The sequence below is a fragment of the Plantactinospora sp. GCM10030261 genome (genome assembly GCF_042666615.1).
Lineage (GTDB): Bacteria > Actinomycetota > Actinomycetes > Mycobacteriales > Micromonosporaceae > KBS50.
This window is the reverse complement of the sequence record NZ_JBHTDD010000006.1, coordinates 164303-180949: the sequence shown is the minus strand read 5'-3', so window position 1 is coordinate 180949 and position 16647 is coordinate 164303. Positions and strand designations below refer to the sequence as shown.

The 16647-nt window shown below is 73.3% G+C and carries 12 protein-coding genes; 8 read left to right on the top strand and 4 right to left on the bottom strand.

Translation table 11 applies throughout. The features are described 5' to 3' along the window. Positions 1 to 21: 21 nt before the first annotated feature. Positions 22 to 1341 carry a hypothetical protein gene (locus ACFQUZ_RS10090; RefSeq protein ID WP_377440521.1) on the bottom strand — a complete coding sequence of 440 codons (1320 nt, stop codon included), beginning with the start codon at positions 1339 to 1341 and terminating at the stop codon, positions 22 to 24. A gap of 418 nt (positions 1342 to 1759) precedes the next feature. Between ACFQUZ_RS10090 and ACFQUZ_RS10085 the strand changes: the two genes are divergently transcribed. Next, the gene (locus ACFQUZ_RS10085; RefSeq protein ID WP_377440519.1) at positions 1760 to 2719 is read left to right on the top strand and encodes a ferritin family protein; all 960 of its coding nucleotides are present in this window, start codon (positions 1760 to 1762) and stop codon (positions 2717 to 2719) included. A 42-nt stretch (positions 2720 to 2761) separates the two neighbouring features. Here ACFQUZ_RS10085 and ACFQUZ_RS10080 read toward each other — a convergent pair whose 3' ends face one another. Then, positions 2762 to 3226, bottom strand: coding sequence for a universal stress protein (locus ACFQUZ_RS10080; protein WP_377440517.1), 465 nt, complete (start codon positions 3224 to 3226; stop codon positions 2762 to 2764). A 303-nt stretch (positions 3227 to 3529) separates the two neighbouring features. Between ACFQUZ_RS10080 and ACFQUZ_RS10075 the strand changes: the two genes are divergently transcribed. Next, the gene (locus ACFQUZ_RS10075; RefSeq protein ID WP_377440515.1) at positions 3530 to 4114 is read left to right on the top strand and encodes an adenylate kinase; all 585 of its coding nucleotides are present in this window, start codon (positions 3530 to 3532) and stop codon (positions 4112 to 4114) included. Between the two features lie 126 nt (positions 4115 to 4240). On the opposite strand, the gene ACFQUZ_RS10070 is transcribed toward ACFQUZ_RS10075, so the two are convergent. Beyond that, complete coding sequence (locus ACFQUZ_RS10070) at positions 4241 to 6640, bottom strand: beta-galactosidase (RefSeq protein ID WP_377440513.1); 2400 nt, start codon at positions 6638 to 6640, stop codon at positions 4241 to 4243. 151 nt (positions 6641 to 6791) lie between these two features. On the opposite strand from ACFQUZ_RS10070, the gene ACFQUZ_RS10065 reads away from it, so the two are divergent. Then, positions 6792 to 7799 carry a LacI family DNA-binding transcriptional regulator gene (locus tag ACFQUZ_RS10065; RefSeq protein WP_377440511.1) on the top strand — a complete coding sequence of 336 codons (1008 nt, stop codon included), beginning with the start codon at positions 6792 to 6794 and terminating at the stop codon, positions 7797 to 7799. Between the two features lie 17 nt (positions 7800 to 7816). Here ACFQUZ_RS10065 and ACFQUZ_RS10060 read toward each other — a convergent pair whose 3' ends face one another. Further along, on the bottom strand, positions 7817 to 9670 hold the full coding sequence (locus ACFQUZ_RS10060; RefSeq protein WP_377440509.1) for a xylan 1,4-beta-xylosidase: 1854 nt from the start codon (positions 9668 to 9670) through the stop codon (positions 7817 to 7819). Between the two features lie 104 nt (positions 9671 to 9774). Between ACFQUZ_RS10060 and ACFQUZ_RS10055 the strand changes: the two genes are divergently transcribed. The 5 genes from ACFQUZ_RS10055 (at position 9775) to ACFQUZ_RS10035 (ending at position 16624) form a co-directional block, all read left to right on the top strand. Further along, positions 9775 to 10422, top strand: a complete 648-nt coding sequence (locus tag ACFQUZ_RS10055) for a nitroreductase family protein (RefSeq protein WP_377440507.1) — start codon at positions 9775 to 9777, stop codon at positions 10420 to 10422. A 93-nt stretch (positions 10423 to 10515) separates the two neighbouring features. Then, complete coding sequence (gene fdh, locus ACFQUZ_RS10050; RefSeq protein ID WP_377440505.1) at positions 10516 to 13857, top strand: formate dehydrogenase; 3342 nt, start codon at positions 10516 to 10518, stop codon at positions 13855 to 13857. Then, positions 13854 to 14900, top strand: a complete 1047-nt coding sequence (locus ACFQUZ_RS10045) for a 4Fe-4S dicluster domain-containing protein (protein WP_377440504.1) — start codon at positions 13854 to 13856, stop codon at positions 14898 to 14900. The genes fdh and ACFQUZ_RS10045 overlap by 4 nt, the downstream gene beginning before the upstream one ends. 20 nt (positions 14901 to 14920) lie before the next feature. Continuing rightward, positions 14921 to 16039: an NrfD/PsrC family molybdoenzyme membrane anchor subunit gene (gene nrfD, locus ACFQUZ_RS10040; protein ID WP_377440502.1), complete on the top strand. Its 1119-nt coding sequence runs from the start codon at positions 14921 to 14923 to the stop codon at positions 16037 to 16039. Positions 16040 to 16138: 99 nt separating this feature from the next. Then, positions 16139 to 16624 carry a hypothetical protein gene (locus ACFQUZ_RS10035; protein WP_377440500.1) on the top strand — a complete coding sequence of 162 codons (486 nt, stop codon included), beginning with the start codon at positions 16139 to 16141 and terminating at the stop codon, positions 16622 to 16624. The last annotated feature ends 23 nt before the right edge of the window (positions 16625 to 16647 follow it).

The window sequence follows — 16647 nt, the reverse complement described above, 5'->3', positions numbered from 1 at the left end:
CGCAGACCCTACCGGTGCACGTCAGGCCCGTTGTACGTACCGCCGCCACTGCGCCGCGAAGGCCGTGGCCGCGGGGTCGTCGATCAGGCCGGCCGCCGTCAGCGCGGCGGTCAGCGCCGCCGCCGGTGGCTGTGGATCGGGGGTACGCCGGGTGATGGCGGCCAGGTGCAACGCCACCGCCCGGTCGTGGCCGTGCCGCTCGGCGACGAACTCGTACACGCTGCACCCGAGGGCGGCGTTGGCCTCGCGGGCACCGTCGGCGTAGAAGCCGGTGTTCGCGGGCAGCGCCGGTTCCTGGTCCGTGGCCCGGCGGGCGGCCCGCAGATCGGTACGGAGCCGTTGCCGCGCGCTGGCCGAGTCGCGCGCGACGAGGTACGCCGCGAATCCCTCCACAGCCCACAGTGGAGCGTTAAGCGTCTCGCCCGCCGGTCCGGGCAGGGCCCGTAGCTCGGGATCGGCGGACAGCATCGCCACCGAGAGGGCGTACCCGAGCTGCCGCTTGATCGCGTTGTAGGCCGAGCCCCCGGCGGGTTCGGCCCGGACGGCGACCCGAACGCCGGCGAACCGACCGTCCGGCGTGTCGCCGTCGGCCCGCGGGGCGGGCACCGTGATCCCGTCGGACCAGGACGGCGCGAGCCCGCCGTACCAGGACCGATAGGCGGCGCGGTCGGCGGCGACGAAGATGGCGAACGCCTCCGAGGCCGGATTCCCGACCCAGGCCCGGCGTACCTCCCGGGCGGCCCGGGTGGCGGCGGTCAGCAACGCGTCCACGCCGGTGACGCCGGACTGGGCGGCGAGCAGCACGCCGGCCCGTCGGTGGATCCGCAGCGGTACGGAGTCCCACGGCTGGTCCTCCGTGGGGTCGGCGCCGACCGGCCGGGCGACGTCGACCAGGGTGACCGTGTCGTCGACCCGGCCGAAGACGTACCGGAGCCGGACCGCGGCGGGTGCGCTGTCCACCTCGGGCAGTTGGATGGCCAGCTCCACCTCGTACGTCGCCGAGGTTCTCGGCAACGAACTCGCGTACCGGCCAGGGGAGGCGGCGGTGGGTGGAGTCGCGAGCCGCCGGTATCGCGCGATCGCCGGTTTCAACTGTCGCAGGTTGGCGAAGGTGATCCGGTCGCGCGCCACAAGCGCCGGATTGCTGGCGTCCACGGCGGACAGCCAGGCATCCTCGTCGCCGTCGACCAGGGCCCGGGTACGCCGGTCGAGGATGATGTCGACCTGGGGTTCCATGGCGTTGGACGTCGGGCTCGGGCCGGCGGAGTCGGCTACGGCGGCGCACCCGCCGAGGGTCGCCAGCGAGCCGCCCAGGGTGATCAGTGCCTGCCGTCGACGCATGCCCATTCCGCCCGCTCCCGGTCCGTCGTGTGCGACCGTTTGTCACCGCGCACCGTGCGACCCGTGCCACGGCCGTCGCGGCGCGATGATCGTATCGGGTCCGCGATCGGCTCGCGGCGCGCACCGCCGCCGGGATCCGCGATGGCTCGTGGCACCATCGACCGCCGTCGTGGCGTTGCTGGCGGTGCTGCGCACTGGTACGCCGGCTCCGCGAAGCGGCGACGGCGGCGACGGCCTCCGGGTCACGGCCTACGGACGAGCGTCGACCAGGGAACAGTCCGACAAGTCGGAATTAGCGGCGTTGCCCGTTGTCATCCCCGATCGAGCCGTCGCCGCCCACCACCGCGAAGCGTAGCGTCCGGTCGAATGCCGCAATATGGCGCAATATGGGGAATAGAATTCAGGAAAGGAGTCCCCGATGCGTGGACAACGAGCGATCGGGGTTGTGCTGGCCGCCGTTCTCACGACGACCCTGCCCGCCGGCGCCGCGTACGCGGACCCGACGGACGACAGCGGGCGGGGCCGACCGCCGGCCGAGGTCGATCCGTCCACCCGCGAGAACGCCCTCGCGGCGATGCACGGTGAGGCCTACGCGTACGCGGCCTACCGCGCGTACGCCGACGAGGCGGAACGCGCGGGGGAGGAGCGGGTGGCCTGGCTCTTCCGGCGCACCGCCCGGCAGGAACGGGGCGAGCACTTCGCCGAAATCGCCCGACTCATCCGCTTCGTCGGGAGCAACGTGGACAACCTGACCGACGCCATCGAGGGCGAGCAGTACGAGGCGACCGTGATGTACCCGGAGTACGCCCGGCAGGCGGAGCAGGACGGCTGCGACGCGGCAGCCGATCTGTTCACCGAGATCGCCGAGGACGAGACCCGGCACGCCGCCTGGTACGAGGCCGCCCGGACCGCACTGACGGACCCGGACGCCGACCAGAACTTCCCGGTCGGCGAGCGGGTGCCGACCACGCCGATCCCGGCCGGACCAGCGCAATGCACGGGACAGACCCTGGCCAACCTGTACGACGCGATGCACGGCGAGGCGCTCGCCTCGGCGAAGTACCGCCTGTACGCCGCACACGCCTGGCGCACCGGCGAGCATCGGGTGGCGGAACTCTTCGCCAACGCGGCGAGCCAGGAACTCAACGAGCACTTCGCCGAGGAGGCGGCCCTGGCCGGACTGGTCCAGTCCACGGACGAGAACCTGCGTACCGCCATAGCGGGCGAGCGGGAAGAGGCGACGGTGACCTACCCGGGCTACCGCGACCAGGCCGAGGAGGTCGGCGACCGGTGGGCCGCCCGGCTCTTCGACGAACTCGCCAGCGACGAGGCCCGGCACGCCTACCGGTTCACCCGCGCCCTGGACGATCTCGGGTGACACCGGCCGGGCCGGGGCTCGCACCCCGGCCCGGCGCCGGCATCAGGCACGGAGCACCGGCTCGGCCGGCTCGGCCGGCTCGGGCGCGGGCACCGGGATCACCACGACCGGGCAACTGGCCTTGCGTACGCACTCCTCGCTTACCGATCCGAGCACGGTGTGCCGGATCCGGCTGTGTCCGTGGCTGCCGAGCACCAGCAGGTCCGCGCCGCGGCCGGCCGCGGACAGCACGTCCGCGGGGCGACCCTCGACGACCTCGGCCGCCACCGGCACCGGCGGGTTGCCGCGGGTCACCTGGCTGATCTCCTGCGCGAGCATCGCGGTGGTGCGCCGCTTCTCCTCGGCCGCATTGGGCACCGCCACGAAATCGGTCTCGATGCCGTCCCAGCGCCAGGCGGCCACGGCCTGCACGGTGCCGCCCCGGCTGGCCGCCTCGCGGACCGCCCAGGCCAGCGCCCGCCGGCCGCCCTCGGAACCGTCGACGCCCGCGACGATCAGATACGTCATGGTCCTCACTCCTTCCACCTTCCACCTCCAGTGCAGCGCGGGCGGAGGAGCCGCGACAGATGCCGTCGCCCCGTCCCGTCCGGGCCCAACGTCCCGGCTGGCTCGGGGCGTTGGGCCCATCCCGGCGCCGCCCGTCCCGGTGACGGCCGGGTGCCCGGCACGGCGGCCCGCGGCGCTGCCGCTGGCCGCCGATCGATGTGGGACGGTGCCTCCCTGTGCGGGATGCGACAAGAAGGGGCCCTTCCTCCGCAGCTCAACGGGGAGCGTCTACCCTCGGGGCGTCGGCGTACGGGAGGGGACGGAATGCGGTTGCTGCTCATCGGGGCTCCGGGTGCGGGCAAGGGCACCCAGGCCGTCCGGATCGCGGAGCACTTCGGCATCCCGCACATCTCCAGCGGTGACCTGCTGCGCCGGCACATCGCCGAGGAGACCTCGATCGGTCGGTCGGTGCGCGACACGATGCGCCGTGGTGACCTGGTCTCCGACGGCATCGTGATGGACGTGCTGCGCAAGCCGGTGGAGGCGGCGGCCCGCAACGGCGGCTACGTGCTGGACGGCTTCCCGCGCACCGTCGAGCAGGCCGAGGTGGCCTACCTGGTGGCTCGGGACATCGGCGCGTCGGTGCAGGTCGCCCTCTTTCTCGACGTGCCCCGCGAGGAGCTGATCCGTCGGCTGGTGGCCCGTGGGCAGGAGTCCGGACGCACCGACGACACCGAGGACGTCATCAAACACCGGCTCGAGGTGTACGAGGAGCACACCATGCCGCTGCTCGACTACTACCAGCGGCGCGAGCGCCTCGTGACGGTGAACGGCAGCCGGCCGATGGACGAGGTCACCTGGTCGGTGATCGTGCAGCTGCAGAAGGTCCGCCGAGAATTCGCAGGCTGACCCCCCACCCCGCCCCGACCCGCCCTACCGCGCCGATCTAGGGCAGATGGTCGTGAATCGATCTCTATTCACGACCATCTGCCCTAGATCGACGCGGACGTGGGGGAGGGAGGGGGACGGGTACTGTCAGGTGAGGGTGACCCGTATGAGGTCGCCGGGGGCCCGGACGGTCACGGTGGTCCGGCCGTTCGCGACGGCCACCTCACCCCGGTCCGCGCGCACCGCCCGGTCGGTGGCGAACACCGCGACGTCCTCGTCCTGCGTGGGACGCAGCACCACCTCCGATCCGGTCCGCGAGACCACCTCGCAACTGCTCTCCACCAGGGTGGCCGGCCCGACCCGAACGCCGACCGGCAACATCAGCCCGGTGCGGGCGCCGACCCGCAGCCGCCGCCCGGCCAGCACCGGCTCGTCGCGGTGGCGCAGGGTGAACTCGACCGGCGACGGGGCGACGTTCACCAGGTGCAGCAGCCGCTGCCCGGACCGGTCCACGGTCGAGGTGAGCACCAGACCGGGATGGTCGGCGTCGTGCCGCAGCCGGGGCCGGATCCCCAGCCGGTCCAGGGCGGCCCGCCAGAAGTCGAGGTGGCACGGGTAGTCGGCGGCGATGACCACCGCCCGTCCGGCGCCGACGCTGACCTCGGCGCCGCAGACCCGACCGGAGCCGACCTCGGTGAGCAGCCGGTCGCCGGAGCCGGCGAACAGTTGGGCGTAGCCGACCCGGACCTCGGCCGGTCCGGCCGCCCAGTCCCGGCCGACCACCGACGGGAAGTAGTGCGGCCCGCCCTCCAACCAGCCGTCGGGTCGCAGCCCGAGCGCGTCGGCCAGCAGCGTGCACGGCGTGCCGTCGTGCTCGCGCACCGGCAGCGGGCCGTGCAGCAGCAGCCGGCCGCCGCCTCGCAGGTGCTCGACCAACCGGCCCTGCGCGTCCCGGCCGAGGGTGGGGGCGCTGGCCAGCACGAGCGTCTCCGGCCATCCGGACGGGCCCGACGTGTGCAGGTCGACCGCGGGGAACGAGCAGCCGGCGAGCAGCAACGCCCGGGCCAGCACGTCCCGCGACCCCATGCCGCGGAACCGCTCGAGCTCGGCGATCTGCGCGGCGCGGGCGGTGGAGGCCGGGTGGTGGTACTCGGTCAGGTAGTGGTCCGGGACGAAGCCGAGGGCGAACCCGTCGTGTTCCTCGTCGCCGTCCGCGAGCAGGTCGGCGACCCCGCGTACGGCGTGCAGCGCGCGGGTGGCCGCGGCGTAGGTGGGGTTGAGCTGCCCTTCGGGGCCGACCGGGGCGGCGAAGCCGTGCCGCTCGCCGGTGAAGGCGATCCGGTCGTTGCCGTCGCCAACCGGTTCGGCCAGCGGCGGGTTGTGCCCGCCGGCGAACAGGTAGAGGTTGAGCAGCCGGTTGCCCTGCGCCACGCAGAGCCGGGTCTTCAGGTCGATCGCCTCCGGCGGGTACAGCGTCGACAGGTCCTCGCCGTAGTCGCCGTTGCCGGCCTCGAACTCCAGGCAGGTCAACGGCTGGTCGGCGCCGTGCGTCGCGGCCAGGAAGGCGTTGGAGACGTACAGGTCGGCGACGTTGGCGACGGTCAGGTCACCGAGGTAGTAGTCCGAGCCCGAGGTGAGCTGCGGTTGTCCTCGGTAGGACTCGGCGAGCTGGCTGATCCCGATGGGGAAGGTGCGTCCCCGACCGCCCTCGGTGCCGTGCACGTTCACCAGGAACGGAACCCCGGTGATCCCGTGCCGTTCGGCCGACGCGCGCAGGGCCGCGACGTACCGGCGGTAGCGGTCGCGCATGTACCGGCCGAGGTCGTCGTGCACCGCCAGGGTGTGGTCCTCGGCCGGGGTGCGCAGGGCGCCGGCCCAGGCGGCGGCGTCGGCCGGGTCGGCGCCGGCGCGGCCGGCGGCCTCGTCCTTGCCGTACCGGTCGACGGCCCACCGGGCCAGGTCGGCGCAGAGACCGTCGGTGAGGTCGGGTGAGTTGGTCACCCAGGAGAGCATCCCGATCTCGTTGTCCAGCTGGACGGCCACCACCGGCCCGCCGCGCGGCGCGAGCCGCTCGGCGATCGCCGGCATGACCTCGGCGTACCAGTGGTCGGCCGCGGCCAGGAACTCGGGGGCGAGGTAGTCGATGGTGCGGGTGGGGATCGGCGCGCCGTCCCAGGTGGTGGGCAGCAGGTGCGGGTGGTCGTCGTACACCCGGTAGGGGATGCCCTCGTTCTTGACCTCGGCCATGATGAACGGCCCGGGCCGCACCACGACCCGCAGCCCGCGCCGGTGCGCGAGGTCCAGGAAACCGGCCAGGTCGCGCTGCTCGTGGGTACGCCCGGTGAGGTCCACGGTGCGGTCCGGCAGCTCGTGCCACAGCCACGGCACGTACGTCGCCACGGTGTCGCAGCCGCACTCGGCGAGCCGGTCGAGCCGGTCCGCCCAGTCGGCGCGAGCCAGCCGGAAGTAGTGCACCTCGCCAGCGAGCAGCAACGCGGGCCGTCCGTCGACGATGATCCTGCGCTGTCGGAGGATTACCGTGGGCATGGTCGTAGTCCCCTCGGGCCGGAGCGGCCGGAGCGGCCGGAGCTGGCGGGCCCCGGACTTGTCGGCGTCGTCCCGGCTGCCTATCGTCATCTGAAACCGGTTTCTGGGCCATCCGACGGTACGGATCGAGGAGACGATGGGCAACAGCCGCATGACAGTCCGGGAAATCGCCCGGCTCGCCGGCGTCTCCGTGGCCACCGTTTCCCGGGTGTCCAACGGCACCGGGCAGGTCTCCGAGGAGATGCGGCGCCGGGTGCTGGACGCCATCGAGAAGCACGGCTACCGGCCAGATCACCTGGGCCGGGCCCTGGCGGCCGGTCGGCACGGCGCCCTCGGCCTCGTCTTCCCCGGCCTGTCCGGCCCCTACTTCACCGAGCTGATCCAGGGCTTCGAATCCGAGGCGGTGCCGTCCCGGTCCAGCGTCCACATTCTCTGCACGCACCTACGCTCCGATTCCGACGCGCAGGTGCTCGAAATGGGTCGTCGCGTCGACGGCGTCGCCGTCATCGGCGGCACAATTTCCGACCCCGCGCTGATCCGACTCGCCGAGATGATCCCGGTGGTCGTCGTCGCCGGCCAGGGACCGGGCTCCGTCGCCTCGGTGCGCGCCGAGAACATGGCCGCGATGACCGCCCTCACCCGGCACCTGCTGGCCGACCACGAGCTGCGACGCCTGGTCTTCGTCGGCAACCCGGAGGGATCGCCCGACGTCAGCCAGCGGTGGGCCGGCTTCCAGCGGGCCCACCACGAACTCGGCCTCGAACCGCCGGCCGCGCCCATCGCCGTCGCCCTGCAGCAGGCCGACGGCGTGCTGGCCGCCGAGCAGGTCCTGCGCGCCGAGGCGCGGCCCGAGGGGGTCGTCTGCGCCAACGACGAGACCGCCCTCGGGGTGCTGGTCGGCGCGCTCGGCCGGGGACTGCGGGTGCCGCAGGACCTGGTGATCACCGGATTCGACGACGCGCCTGTCGCCGCGCTCGTCACCCCCGCCCTGACCACGGTGCGGCAGCCGGTGCGGGAGTTGGCCGCCGAGGCGGCCCGGCTGATCCTGCGGGCTGCCGGTCAACGCGGCACGCCCGCGGGGAGTCTCGTCCTGCCCACCGAACTTGTGCTCCGCCGCAGTTGCGGTTGCCCGGACGATCCCGCGACCGGAGGCTCGTGAGGCGAGCGCCCGCCCGGTCAGGCCTCGGCCACCTCGATCAGCACCGCGCCGGGCTGCGGCAGGTCCAGCTCGATCACCGCGGTTCCGTTCTCGACGGTCGGCTGCACCTTCTCCACCGGCAACTGGTCGGCCGCGCGCAGCGCCTCCCACTGCGACCCGGTCGGCCACTCGGTGACGCCCAGCCGGTCGGCCAGCGCGGTGATGTCGCCGTGCTCCCGGTCCAGCCGGGTGAGCAGGGCCGGCCGGCCGGCGGCACCGTCGACGACGAGCCGGATCCGGCGGGCCAGTGCCGGGTCGCCGTCCCGCTTGGACTGGTCGAGGGTGGCTGCCCAGACCAGCACGGCGAGGCTGCCGTCGTCCCGCCGGCTGGCCCAGGTCTGCACCAGACCGTCGGCGCCGTCGCCGCTGGCCCGCACCGGCAGCTCGGTATCGCCGAGCTGGGCGAGCATCCGCAGCGCGTGGTACCGGGGCTTGGCAATGCCACCGACTGTGAGCAGGCCGAACCCGCCGTGCAGCAGCCGGGGCGGTCGGCCGAGTTCCTCGAAGTGGTCGCTGGCCACCCAGTAGGAGAGCGCGTCGACGCGGCCGGCGGCCGAGCGCATCCCGGTGAGCAGGAACGCGCCGGCCGAGGTGCCGTCGTTGACCGGATGGAAGTGGGTGGGGGTGACGCCCCACTCGGTCCACAGGATGCGGGCGTCCGGGAAACCGAGCCGGGTCAACGTGGGGCGCAGGTCCAGGGGCGGGCTGCCGTATGTGTGGGTGGAGACGAAGTCGACAGGCGCTCCGGAGCGGGCGGCGTGCTCCAGCAGCGCGTCGACCCAGCCAGCGGCGGCCGAGGACGGCCCGCCGACCGGAATCCGCGGGTCCACGTCCTTGACGGCCCGGGCGGTGACGTCGTAGAGCCGCATCCACTCGGCTCGGCTGCCGGACCAGAAGACCTCCAGGTTGGCCTCGTTCCACACCTCGAAGTCCCAGCCGAGCACCTGCTCGCCGTACCGCTCCAGCAGGTGCGCGACGAGTGCCCGGACCAGGTCGCCCCACCGGTCCCAGTCCTTCGGCGGGGAGATGACGCCGCCGTACTCGAAGACGGTGCGCCCCGGATCGCTGGCCAGCTCGCGGGGCATGAAACCGATCTCCACGACCGGCCGCAGGCCGATCCCCAGCACCAGGTCGTACACCTCGTCGACCCGGCTGAAGTCGTGGACCGGTTCGCCGTCGACCTCCCGGTAGACGCCGAGGTCGTCGTGCAGGATCGCGTGGGCCCGCACGGTCTCCACGCCGATCTCCTCGCGTACCCGGCGCAGCGCCGCCAGTAGCTCGGCGCCGATCTCCCGGCCGCCGGAGGTGTCGCGGCAGAGCAGCTGGGACAGCCGTTCGCTGCCGATCATCGGCTGCCAGGGCCGGTGCAGCACGGTCCCGTCGGCCGCCGCGTCCATGCGTACCGTGACGGTCGGTGGCCGGCTGGCCGCCGGCAGCGCCGCCGCCGGCACCGGGTCGCTCAACGCTCCGGTCGCCGTCACCTCGGGTACGGCGGCCACCGCGTACGCGTACCGCTCGCCCGGCGCTCCGGTGGTGTCGACATACCAGGTGTCGGGCACCGACAGCACGTCGCCACCGAGGTGGTCCACCGGGGCGTACGGCCCGGACACCTCGTCGCCGCGCAGCGGGGCACGGTGCACCAGGTAACCGACGGCGCCCTCGACGGGTCGCCAGGTCAGCCGGACGTGGCCCGCGCCGGGGGTGGCGGTGAGCCCGTCCGGGGCCGGCAGGTCCGGCAGCGGCGCCATCGCGGACTGGTCGCTGCGCCGGGAGATGCGCGTCTCCCAGTCGGTCCGCGCGTCGACCGGTCGGGATCCGCTGGCGTTCGTCACGGGCACCTCCTGGCTCGTGGCTGGTCCGTCCGAGCACTGTAACCGGTTACCGTCGGGTGTGCGACGGCCGTGCCGGCCCGGCGTGGCCCCGCACAATGGGCGTCATGACCGCATCCGTGCCTGCCCCGCGCTACGGCGTACCGGCCGAGACCGCCGCCGAGCGGACCCGCCGGTTCGCCGACGACCTGACCCGGCGGCGCACCATCCGCGACTTCTCCGACCGGCCACTGCCCGACGGAGTGCTGGCCGCCGCCCTGGCCGCCGCCGCCAGCGCGCCCAGCGGCGCGAACGTCCAGCCGTGGCGGTTCGTGGTGGTGACCGACCCGGTGCTCAAGCGACGGTTGCGCGAGGCCGCCGAGGCCGAGGAGCGCGAGTTCTACGCCCGCCGCGCCTCCGACGAGTGGCTGACCGCGCTGGCCCCACTGGGCACCGACTGGCGCAAGCCGTTCCTGGAGACCGCTCCCGCGGTCATCGTCGTCTTCGAGGTGCACAAGGGTCCGGCGTCACCGCGGCCGTACTACGTCAAGGAATCGGTCGGCATCGCGGTCGGCTTCCTGCTCGCCGCGCTGCACCGGGCCGGGCTCGCCACCCTGACGCACACCCCGAGCCCGATGCGCTTCCTCAACGAGATCCTGGACCGGCCGGCCGAGGAACGGCCGTACCTGGTGATCCCGACCGGCTACCCGGCTCCCGACGCCACCGTGCCGGACGTGCGCCGCAAGCCACTGGAGGAGGTGGTGGTCTGGCGTTGAGCGCGTCGCCGACCGGTACGCTCCGCTGCGCGGGCCGGCGACCTGACCTATTGTCGGGTCATCGGTGGTGGCGGTGGACGAGCGGAGGTGCGGATGGGCGTCCGGACCTGGATCGAAGGCTGGCCGGTGTACCGGCAGCTCACCGGCACCGACCCGCTGGGTCGGGGAGCCGCCGCGAAGTCCGCGCGCTCGGCGGCGCTGACCCCGCGCACGGAGACCGCCGACACCATGGCCCGGTCGGTCTGCCCGTACTGCGCCGTCGGTTGCGGCCAGCGGGTGTTCGCCCGCGACGGCCAGATCATCCAGATCGAGGGCGACCCGGACAGCCCGATCTCCCGGGGCCGGCTCTGTCCCAAGGGCTCGGCCAGCAAGAACCTGGTCACCAGCGAACTGCGCCAGCAGAAGGTGCGCTACCGGCGGCCGTACGGCACCGAGTGGGAGGACCTCGACCTGGACACGGCGCTCGACATGATCGCCGACCGGGTCCTCGCCGCCCGCGAGCAGACCTGGGAGAACGTCGACGACGAGGGTCGGCCGCTGAACCGCACCCTCGGCATCTCCAGCCTCGGCGGCGCCACGCTGGACAACGAGGAGAACTACCTCATCAAGAAGTTGTTCACCGCGATGGGGGCGCTCCAGATCGAGAACCAGGCGCGTATTTGACACTCCGCCACCGTCCCCGGTCTGGGGACCAGCTTCGGTCGCGGCGGCGCCACGGACTTCCAGCAGAACCTCGCCAACGCTGACGTCATCGTCATCCAGGGCTCGAACATGGCCGAGGCCCACCCGGTGGGCTTCCAGTGGGTGATGGAGGCCAAGCGGCGCGGCGCCAAGGTCTTCCACGTCGACCCGCGGTTCACCCGCACCAGCGCGCTCGCCGACACGTACCTGCCGATCCGGGCCGGCACGGACATCGCCCTGCTCGGTGGCGTGGTCAACCACATCCTGACCAACGAGCTGGACTTCCGGGAGTACGTGCTGGCGTACACCAACGCGGCGTCGATCGTCGAGGAGGACTTCCGGGACACCGAGGACCTGGACGGGTTGTTCTCCGGTTTCGACCCGGACACCCGCACGTACGACGAGACGAGCTGGCGGTACGCCGGGCAGGGCGGCGACACCCGGTCCGAGGAGAGCGAGACGCGGCGGGAGACGGCGGCCGGGCTGCGGCACGAGTCGCACGGCATGCCGGTCGAGGGTGCGGCGCCACGCGACGACACGCTCCAGGATCCGCGCTGCGTCTACCAGATCCTCAAGCGGCACTTCGCCCGCTACACCCCGGAAATGGTGGAACGGGTCTGCGGCATCCCCCGGGACAAGTTCCTCGAACTGGCCCGCGCCTGGACCGAGAACTCCGGCCGGGAACGCACCGGCGCCCTGGTCTACTCGGTGGGCTGGACCCAGCACACCGTCGGCGTGCAGTACATCCGCACCGGCGCGATCATCCAACTGCTGCTCGGCAACATGGGGCGCCCGGGCGGCGGCATCCTGGCGCTGCGCGGGCACGCCAGCATCCAGGGCTCGACCGACATCCCGACGCTGTTCAACCTGTTGCCCGGCTACCTGCCGATGCCGCACCACGCCGACCACGTCACCTTCGACGACTGGGTGGACAGCATCCGGCAGCCCGGCCAGAAGGGCTTCTGGGGCAACGCCCGGGCGTACGCCGCCAGCCTGCTCAAGGCGTACTGGGGTGACGCGGCCACCCCGGACAACGACTTCGGCTACGGGTACCTGCCCCGGATGACCGGCGACCACGGCACGTACCAGCAGGTGCTCAACATGATCGACGGGAAGGTCAAGGGCTACTTCCTGCTCGGTCAGAACCCAGCCGTCGGCTCCGCCCACGGGCGGGCCCAGCGGCTCGGCATGGCCAACCTGGACTGGCTGGTGGTCCGCGACCTCTTCATGATCGAAAGCGCCACCTTCTGGCAGAACGGGCCCGAGGTGGCCACCGGCGAGATCACGCCCGAGCAGTGCCGCACCGAGGTGTTCTTCCTGCCGGCCGCCTCGCACGTGGAGAAGGAGGGCACCTTCACCCAGACCCAGCGGCTGCTGCAATGGCGGGAGAAGGCCGTCGACCCGCCCGGCGACTGCCGCTCCGAGTTGTGGTTCTTCTACCACCTCGGCCGCCGGCTCCGGGAGAAGCTGGCCGGCTCCACCGCGCCGCGCGACCGCGCGCTGCTCGACCTCACCTGGAACTATCCCACCCACGGCCCGCACGACGAGCCGAGCGCCGAGGCGGTGCTGGCCGAGATCAACGGGTACGAGGTGGCCACCCGCCGCCCGCTGTCGGCGTTCACCGAGGCCCGCGACGACGGATCCACCGCCGTCGGCTGCTGGATCTACACCGGGGTGTACGCCGACGGCGTCAACCAGGCGGCCCGCCGCAAGCCCGGTCACGAGCAGGACTGGGTGGCCGCCGAGTGGGGCTGGGCCTGGCCGGCGAACCGGCGCACCCTGTACAACCGCGCCTCCGCCGACCCGCAGGGCCGGCCGTGGAGCGAGCGGAAGCGCTACGTCTGGTGGGACCCGGACGCCGGCGAGTGGACCGGGTACGACGTACCGGACTTCGAGAAGACCAAGCCGCCGACGTACCGGCCGGCCGAGGACGCGTCCGGCCCGGCGGGGCTGGCCGGTGACGACCCGTTCATCATGCAGGGCGACGGGAAGGGCTGGCTGTACGTCCCGGCCGGGCTGATCGACGGGCCGCTGCCGACCCACTACGAGCCGGCCGAGTCACCGGTGCGCAACCCGCTCTACGGGCAGCAGTCCAACCCGACCCGCAAGTACTACGACCGGGCCGACAACCCGATCAACCCGAGCCCGCCGGCCGAGCACAGCGACGTCTTCCCGTACGTGTTCATGGTCAGCCGGCTCACCGAGCACCACACCGCGGGCGCGATGAGCCGGAACCTCAGATACCTCGCCGAGTTGCAGCCGGAGATGTTCGTCGAGGTGTCGCCGGAACTGGCCGCCGAGCGCGGCGTCAGCCACCTCGGCTGGGCGCACCTGGTGAGCGCGCGGGCGGTGATCGAGGCCCGGGTGCTGGTGACCGACCGGCTGACGCCGCTGCGGGTGGCGGGGCGGAAGATCCACCAGGTGTGGCTGCCGTACCACTTCGGCTACGAGGGCCTGGTCCGCGGCGACTCGGCGAACGACCTGTTCGGCATCACCCTCGACCCCAACGTGCTGATCCAGGAGAGCAAGGTCGGCACCTGCGACCTGCGGCCCGGCCGCCGGCCCACCGGTCCCGCGCTGCTCGACCTGGTGGCGGCCTACCGGCGGCGGGCCGGCGTGGCCGGGGCGCACACTCACCGGGTGCTCACCACGGGCGCGCCGTCGGACCCGGCCGGCCACGAGGGGGACGCCGACACCCCGGGCGGGCCCGACGGGAACGACCACGCGCCGGGCGGCGACGAGGGGAAGCGATGAACGGCAACAGCCTGTACGGCCCGCTGGACCCCGCGCCGGACGCCGGCTATCCGGACGCATCCGCGGGGCGACAGCGAGTGAGCATCGCAGCGAGCGACAGCGAGCGAGGAGCGGAGCGAGCGCGGAGCCTCGCCCAGGACGAACTGCCGCGGATGGGGTTCTTCACCGACACCAGCGTCTGCATCGGCTGCAAGGCGTGCGAGGTGGCGTGCAAGGAGTGGAACCTGGTGCCGGAGCACGGCATGGACCTGCTCGGCATGTCGTACGACAACACCGGTGCGCTGACCGCCAACTCGTGGCGGCACGTGGCGTTCGTCGAGCAGCCCCGACCGCCGGTCGACGCGCTCGCCGCCGCCGGGGCCACCGGCGCGCCGCCGGCAACCGGCGCCGGGGTCCCGACCGCCGCTGGGCCGGAGTTCCTCGGCATGCCCGGGTCCGCGCCACCGGGCCGGAGCACCGGGCTGGCCGAGCGGACCGACTTCCGCTGGCTGATGATGTCCGACGTCTGCAAGCACTGCACCCACGCCGCCTGCCTGGACGTCTGCCCGACGGGGTCGCTGTTCCGCACGGAGTTCGGCACCGTGGTGGTGCAGGAGGACATCTGCAACGGCTGCGGCTACTGCATCTCGGCCTGCCCGTATGGCGTGATTGACAAGCGCAAGGGCGACGGCCGGGCGTGGAAGTGCACGCTCTGCTACGACCGGATCGGCGCCGACATGACCCCGGCCTGTGCGCAGGCCTGCCCGACCGAGTCGATCCAGTACGGCCCGCTGGACGAGCTGCGGACCCGGGCCGCCGAGCGGGTCGCCACCCTGCGCGAGCGCGGGGTGCCGCAGGCCCGCCTGTACGGGCACGACCCGGACGACGGGGTCGGCGGCGACGGCGCGTTCTTCCTGCTGCTCGACGAGCCGGAGGTGTACGGCCTGCCGCCGGACCCCGTGGTCACCACCCGGGACCTGCCGAAGATGTGGCGCCGGGCCGGCCTGGCCGCGCTGGCCATGGCCGCCTCCGCCGTCGTCGCGTTCGCCGGACGGTCCCGGTGACGGCGGGGGAGGAGCGGCCCGTGGGGGAGCGGTTCCGCCAGTTCGTCGACCGGGAGGCCGAGCGGGACAGCACCGCCGTACGGGACACGGCCGGTCACCCGCCGGGCGACGTCACCCGGCGCGGCCGGGCCGGGGACGGGGATCGGGGGCGGCGCGGCGGCGGACGGCGCGGCGGTGGTCGCGGCGGCGAGCAGCTCACCGTCCCGCCGGCCGAGTTCACCTCGTACTACGGCCGGCCGGTTCTCAAGCCGCCGGTGTGGAAGTGGGACATCGCGGCGTACCTGTTCACCGGCGGCCTGGCCGCCGGCTCGGCGTTGCTGGCCGCCGGCGCCCAGCTCACCGGCCGACCGGAGCTGCGGCGTGCCGGCCGGGTGGGCGCGCTCGGGGCGATCGGCGCCAGCACCTTCTTCCTCATCCACGACCTGGGCCGACCGGCGCGCTTCCACCACATGCTGCGAGTGGCCAAGCCGACCTCACCGATGTCGGTGGGCACCTGGATCCTCGCCGCGTTCGGCCCGGCGGCCGGCGCGGCGGCGGTCGCCGAACTCGCCCCGGCGCTGCCCCGGCACGGCGTCCTCGGACTGGTCGGGCGGCTGCTGCCGCCGGTGGGCGCCGCGGCCGGGCTGGTGGCCGCCGCCACCGCGCCCGCGCTGGCCACGTACACCGGGGTGCTGCTCGCCGACACCGCCGTGCCGAGCTGGCACGAGGCGTACCCGGAGCTGCCGTTCGTGTTCGCGGGCAGCGCGCTGGCCAGCGGCGCCGGTCTGGGTCTGCTCGCCGCGCCGCCGGATCAGACGGGGCCGGCGGTCCGGATGGCGACGGCCGGCGCCGCGCTGGAGCTGTACGGATCGCACCGCGTCGAGCACCGGTTGGGGCTGCTCAGCGAGCCGTACCGGACCGGAACGCCGGGGCGGCTGCTGCGGTCCGGCCGGGTGCTGACCGCGGCCGGGGTGGCCGGCGCGTTGCTCGGCCGGCGCAGCCGCGTCGTGTCCGCGCTGTCCGGTGTCGCTCTGCTGGCCGCGTCGGTGGCGACCCGGTTCGGCATATTCCACGGCGGCGTCGCCTCCGCCCGCGATCCGAAGTACACCGTCGTGCCTCAACGGGCCCGCCTCGACCAGCGTGAAAGGGACGCTTCTTGACGCGTCCGGCGTGACGGGGTCCCCGGTCAACACCAGAGTGTCGGTGGTCACTGGCATCATCGCGGCCACCTTCCAGTTTGGACCAGCAGGGGAGACCGCGTGGACGATGGCCGCACCGACTTCGACTTCATCTTCGGCCGGTGGCGGGTACGCAACCGCAAGCTGCGCGACAACACCGACCCGGACTGCACCGAGTGGATCGAGTTCGACGCGACGACGCACGCCGAACCGATCCTCGGCGGCCTCGGCCACGTCGACCGCATCTGGGCCGAGGCGCCGCCCGGCGAGGAGCCGTTCGAGGGCTACACGCTGCGCCAGTTCGACCCGCGGGCGCGGGTGTGGCGGATCTGGTGGGCCTCCAGCCGGCGGCCCGGTCACCTCGACCCGCCCGTCGAGGGTGCCTGGCGGGACGGCCGAGGCACCTTCGAGTGTGACGACGTGATCGGCGGGCGGCCGGTGCGGGTGCGGTTCGAGTGGACCAACGACGGCCCGGACACCGCCCGCTGGCAGCAGTCGTTCTCCTACGACGGCGGGCAGACCTGGCGGGTCAACTGGGTGATGGACCACTTCCGCCTGGCCGGTTGACGATCCGGTGGGCCTCCCGCCGA